Consider the following 4,761-nt stretch of genomic DNA (forward strand, 5'->3'; position numbering starts at 1 on the left):
CGTTCACCAGACCCGCCTCCACGCATCGTCCGTGGCCTCGGCCGCTGGTCCAGGCGTCGGACTGCCGGCAGCCACGTTACGAAGAGACCTACCCCCACACGGGTGGCCGTGTCCCTATCAGCGGTCCACCGACGCCACCCGACCCGGCGACAACACCCCCGGATCATCCGTACGACAGGGGCAGGAAGTCATACCGGGCCGGGCGACCGAGGGGCCCCGGCTGGGGACGATCAAAAAGGTAACCGGGGGGGGTGCTTGCTGCCGCCGGACCGGCGCGACGTGTCCCGATAGGGGCTCCCGCCAACAAGGCGCCGTCACAGCCTGACCATCCTTGCCGGCCCGGCGACGGCCATCCGCTCCCGAGCCGTCAGGAGCCGAACAACCCCGCCCAGCTCGTCGCACCTGCGCGACCTCCGGCACCACCAGTTGTTCTTCGCCGACATGGACCGGCGGACGGCCAGGCCCCGGGCTGCGCCGCGACCCTACGGAGCCAAGGGCCGGCCTCTCAAACCACCACCACCGCCGGCCGCCCGGCCGGTCACTGGATGGATCCAGCCGCCGCTGCTCGACGCCGAAGTGCGCAGCTACCGCTACGCCGCAATCGATCTGCGGCACGGCCCCGCGCCGGACAACCCCTGGCTGGCCTGGGTACTGCACCTGGCCCACACCAACGCGGAAGCCCGTGGCTGGACCCCGGTCACACGCCGGGGAATGCAACGGGTACTGGTAATGCTGCTCGCCGACTACCAGGAAGGCGATCTGATCCGGGTCAGCGGCTTCGCGGACATCGTCGTGCGCCGCTGCACCAACCTCGACTGCGTCATCGAGATCCTCGCCACCTTGGCCGTCGTTGACGATGACCGACCGGCCGCCCTCGAACCATGGCTGCACGCCAAACTCGCCCACCCTCGCCCCGCCCATTCGGCGCGATGTGCTGCGGTGGGCCCGGTCCTGCGCGATGGCGGACCACACGTCCGCGCCCGGCGCGTCGAGACCGTTCGCGGCTATGTTGCCGCTACCGTGCCCGCGCTGACCGACTGGGCGTGGCATCGCGAGCACCTGCGGGAGGTCACCCGCCGCGACGTCAGCACGTATCTGGACAGGCTGCACGGCAACCCACGCCAGACCGCGACCACGCCCTGCGGTCGCTTTTCGGCTGGGCCAAGCACAGCAACCTGATCTTTCGTAATCCGACCGCCCGGGTCAGAGGGCCACGCGTCGATGACGCCATCTGGCAGCCCCTGCGTCCCGACGAGCTGAACCAGGCCGTTACAGCCGCGACAACCCCGCAGGCCCGGCTCTTCCTCGTACTGGCCGCGGTCCACGCGGCGCGCCCCGGCCAGATCCGCGCGATGCACCTCGACGACGTCGACCTGCCTGGCCGGCGCATCACCATCGCCGGTCACGACCGCCCGCTCGACGAGCTGACCCACCACGCACTGCTCGACTGACTCGACTACGGGCGCCGTCATTGGCCGAACACCGCCAACCTGCACCTGCTCGTCAGTACCGAAAGCGCACTGTGGCACGGCGGGTCAGCCACACCTGCGTTTCACGCTGCCCGCCTCCGGTCTGGCCTCGCCGCATCTGGTCTACGGCGAGCGACCCTTCGACGTCTCCGCGAACTCGTTACGGCTGCTGACCACCGTCCCGGAGCCGCTGCCGGTCGACGGGCCGGCGCTCGGCGGTGGTCCGCCGCGTCGGCGGATCGCGCTGTCAGAGTTGACCGCGATCCTGATGCATCTTTCCTGCGGCTACGCCGTGAGTGACCGGGTGGCGGCAGCTCACCGACAGTGCCCGAGGTGGCGGTCCGCCTGGGTAGTCGGAGCGGTCGGGGTGCTCCTGCCCGGGACTGCACCAGCGGCTTACCGGCTGCGCGGCTTCTCCGGGGACGTGCAGGCCGAGGTGATGACCGCATTGCGCTCAACCACGCGGGGGCCCAAGGTGGCGCAGCGGCTACTCAGACTACGCTCACCCGCCGCTCGGACGCCGCTGCGCGCCGGTGAGCCGCGTACGCCCGTGGAGCCGCCGGTGCCGCCGTCGGACGGCGGACACCCCGACGTCGTGCTCGCCCGCACGGTCGCCGCCGGGCTCATCACCACCGCCGAGGCCGACCTGATTGGCGCCACCCGCCTCGAGGACGTGTCGGCGGCCGACTTCGCCGATCGCCCACGGACGCGGCTATTGGGCGTAGCCGAGGAGCGCTCGCGGGCTGAGGAGCGCCTGATCTCACTTTCCCGCACCTGGCGATCCTTTTGACCGGCCCCGCTGACGGCGCTGACACCCCGCAACGGCCCGCCGAAGCCCTTCGAAGGAGGACGGCCACCGCGCCGGGCGCAGGTCCACCAGCTTTCCCTCGCTCATTCGCCCAGCCCTACACCTTGGGGCATAGGGCTCCGAACTGACTGGAAGTGATCTTCCGAACGCTTGCGGAATCGCCCTCGTGACCTGCGTCAGGCCTGGGAAGTACTCTTCCGCTGTGAACGTTGCCCGAGAAACCGCCCGCGGTCGACTGGGTCCGCTGCGGGTGCTGCTGGTCGAGGACGATCCTGCCGACGTCGCTCTCATCGAGGACACCTTCGCCACTCACGCCCTGGCCGCTGAGTTGCACCACGTTCCCGACGGGGTAGAGGCCATGGCGTTCGTGCGCCGTCAAGGCCAGTACGCCGACGCTCCGCGCCCGGAGTTGATCCTGCTCGACCTGAACATGCCCCGCATGAACGGCCAGGAGGTCCTCGCCGCGATCAAGGCCGACCAGTGGCTCAAGACGATTCCGGTCGTCGTGTTCACCACTTCCGTGGTCGACGCCGACGTGCTGGCCAGCTACACAGCGCACGCTAGCGCCTACGTCACCAAGCCCATCGGCCTGGACGACTTCGAGCGCGTCGTTGGGCAGATCCACCGCTTCTACGGCCGCACCGCAAGCCTGCCTCCCGATTCCAGCACGGCCTGAGAAATCCTCCGCCCCAAGCGCTGAGCCACCCCCGCTTTCGTGGAGCTTCTTGACCACGGTCTGATGGCCGTGGGGGAGGAAGTCGTCCGTGGCAGCACCGAAGAAGTACCCCGATGAGCTTCGTCAGCGCGCTGTGCGCCTGTACCGCGAGTCGGACCCGAAGCCGGTGATCCGGCGTCTGGCCGAGCAGCTTGGTGTGCATCACGAGGCGCTCAGGAACTGGATCCGGCAGGCCGAGGCGGATGAGGGTGAGCGTCACGATCGGTCGAGCAGCGAGATGGTCGAGGAGAACCGCCGGCTGCGCAGGGAAGTTAGCGAGCTGCGGCGGGCGAACGAGATCCGGAAGGCTGCGAGCGCGTATTTCGCGGCGGAGCTCGACCCGACCCGGCGACGGTCATGAGGTTCATCGGTGAACATCGTGACCAGTTCGCGGTCGCGCTCCTGCTACGGGTCCTGAACATCGGCGCCTCGACCTACTACGCGTGGGTCAAGCAGGCCGAGCAGCCCTGTGATCGGGACGTGGTCGACCTGGGGCTGATCTCCAACATCTACGAGATCTGGGAGACGTCCGGGCGCACCTACGGCGCGGACCGGGTCCACCGGCAGCTACGCCGTGACGGCATCCGCGTGGGCCGCAAGCGGGTGGAGCGGTTGATGGCGCAGCAGGGCTGGCAGGGGGCGTTCCTGCGTCGAGGCTGGCGCGGCGGCTCCACCCGACAGGATCCCCGGCACACGCCGGCACCGGATCTGGTCAACCGGCAGTTCACCGCCGACGGGCCGAACCGGCTCTGGGTCGCCGACGCCACCCGCATCCCCTGCGGTGAGGGCGTGTTCTGGTTGGCTGCGGTCCGCGATGCGTTCTCCCGCCGGATCGTTGGGTGGAAGACGTCTGACCGCTGCGACACCGACTTGATCCTCGCCGCCCTCGAATACGGCATCTGGTCGCGCGACGTCCGCGACGGCCAATTGATCCACCACTCGGACAGGGGATCGAACTACACGTCTTTCCGCTTCGCGGAACGCTTGCAGGACAACGGGATCCTGCCCTCGATGGGTTCCGTCGGCGACAGCTCCGACAACGCGCTCATGGAGAACTTCTGGTCAACGTTGAAGATCGAACTCGTCTACCGCACCTCGTGGCGGACCCGCGACGAGGCCGAGAACGCGATCTTCGCCTACATCGACGGTTGGTACAACACCCGCCGCATCCAGAAGGAACTGGGCTACCTCAGCCCGAACGAGTACGAGGCCGCCTGGCACAACCACCAGACCGAACCAGCCGAACCACCTATCACCACCCCTGCACCAGCCGGCAGCAGGTAACCACCGCTCCAACAAAGCAGGGGAAACTCAGGAGTAGCAGCCGCGATAGGAAGCAGAGGGCTAGATCAACCCGATTCGGCTGGCGAACTCACGTACACCTAGCAGGTTGCGGCTGTCGCGGTTGAGTAGTTCGGTTGTGAGTTGCTGCGCCCATGGCCGGTAGCGAACCTCCTGCGGGGTGTCTCGCTCGGCAGCAAGCAGCGCCTGGAATGTCGCCTGTGGGCGCCCGCGGCCGTGTAGTGCCAGCGCTGTGTCTTCCCAGTAGCGAGCTCGGCGCTCCGGCATGACGATCCGGGCCGGGTCGACCTGCCGAGCGTAGTCGACAGCGGTGCCGTAGTCACCAAGCACCCGGGACACGCTGATCTTGTAGACAGCCAGGTCGAGCAGATTGAGCCATTTTCATCCTGCGTAGCGGTCGGCTTCGACGCGGTGCAGGACGAGGATGGCCTGCACGATCGCGGTCGCTCGGCGTGGGCAGCAGCGCA

The 4,761-nt window shown here is 68.4% G+C and carries 6 protein-coding genes and 1 pseudogene; 5 read left to right on the forward strand and 2 right to left on the reverse strand.

Annotated features, from left to right (window positions below; translation table 11 throughout):
- Positions 1-426: 426 nt before the first annotated feature.
- The 5 genes from FB454_RS34605 (at position 427) to FB454_RS34625 (ending at position 4,276) form a co-directional block, all read left to right on the forward strand.
- Positions 427-1,179, forward strand: coding sequence for a hypothetical protein (locus tag FB454_RS34605; RefSeq protein ID WP_235437644.1), 753 nt, complete (start codon positions 427-429; stop codon positions 1,177-1,179).
- Between the two features lie 657 nt (positions 1,180-1,836).
- Positions 1,837-2,259, forward strand: a complete 423-nt coding sequence (locus FB454_RS34610) for a hypothetical protein (RefSeq protein ID WP_141722637.1) — start codon at positions 1,837-1,839, stop codon at positions 2,257-2,259.
- A gap of 220 nt (positions 2,260-2,479) precedes the next feature.
- Positions 2,480-2,953: a response regulator gene (locus FB454_RS34615; protein ID WP_013476110.1), complete on the forward strand. Its 474-nt coding sequence runs from the start codon at positions 2,480-2,482 to the stop codon at positions 2,951-2,953.
- Between the two features lie 88 nt (positions 2,954-3,041).
- Entirely contained in the window at positions 3,042-3,353 is a 312-nt protein-coding gene (locus FB454_RS34620; RefSeq protein ID WP_030275367.1) for a transposase, read from the forward strand.
- Entirely contained in the window at positions 3,350-4,276 is a 927-nt protein-coding gene (locus FB454_RS34625) for an IS3 family transposase (protein WP_145824274.1), read from the forward strand. Before FB454_RS34620 ends, FB454_RS34625 begins: the two co-directional genes overlap by 4 nt.
- Positions 4,277-4,336: 60 nt before the next feature.
- Here FB454_RS34625 and FB454_RS34630 read toward each other — a convergent pair whose 3' ends face one another.
- Together FB454_RS34630 and FB454_RS34635 are read right to left on the reverse strand one after the other, a co-directional pair.
- The gene (locus FB454_RS34630) at positions 4,337-4,624 is read right to left on the reverse strand and encodes a hypothetical protein (protein WP_227457594.1); all 288 of its coding nucleotides are present in this window, start codon (positions 4,622-4,624) and stop codon (positions 4,337-4,339) included.
- Positions 4,625-4,675: 51 nt separating this feature from the next.
- Positions 4,676-4,761 (reverse strand): annotated as a pseudogene (locus FB454_RS34635) (IS5/IS1182 family transposase); the annotation flags it as partial.

Source organism: Micromonospora sp. CNZ297, assembly GCF_007827625.1.

Bases quoted from the DNA above. Each gene is read 5' to 3' on its own strand.
- FB454_RS34625 (WP_145824274.1), top strand. From the start codon at position 3,350: ATGAGGTTCATCGGTGAACATCGTGACCAGTTCGCGGTCGCGCTCCTG.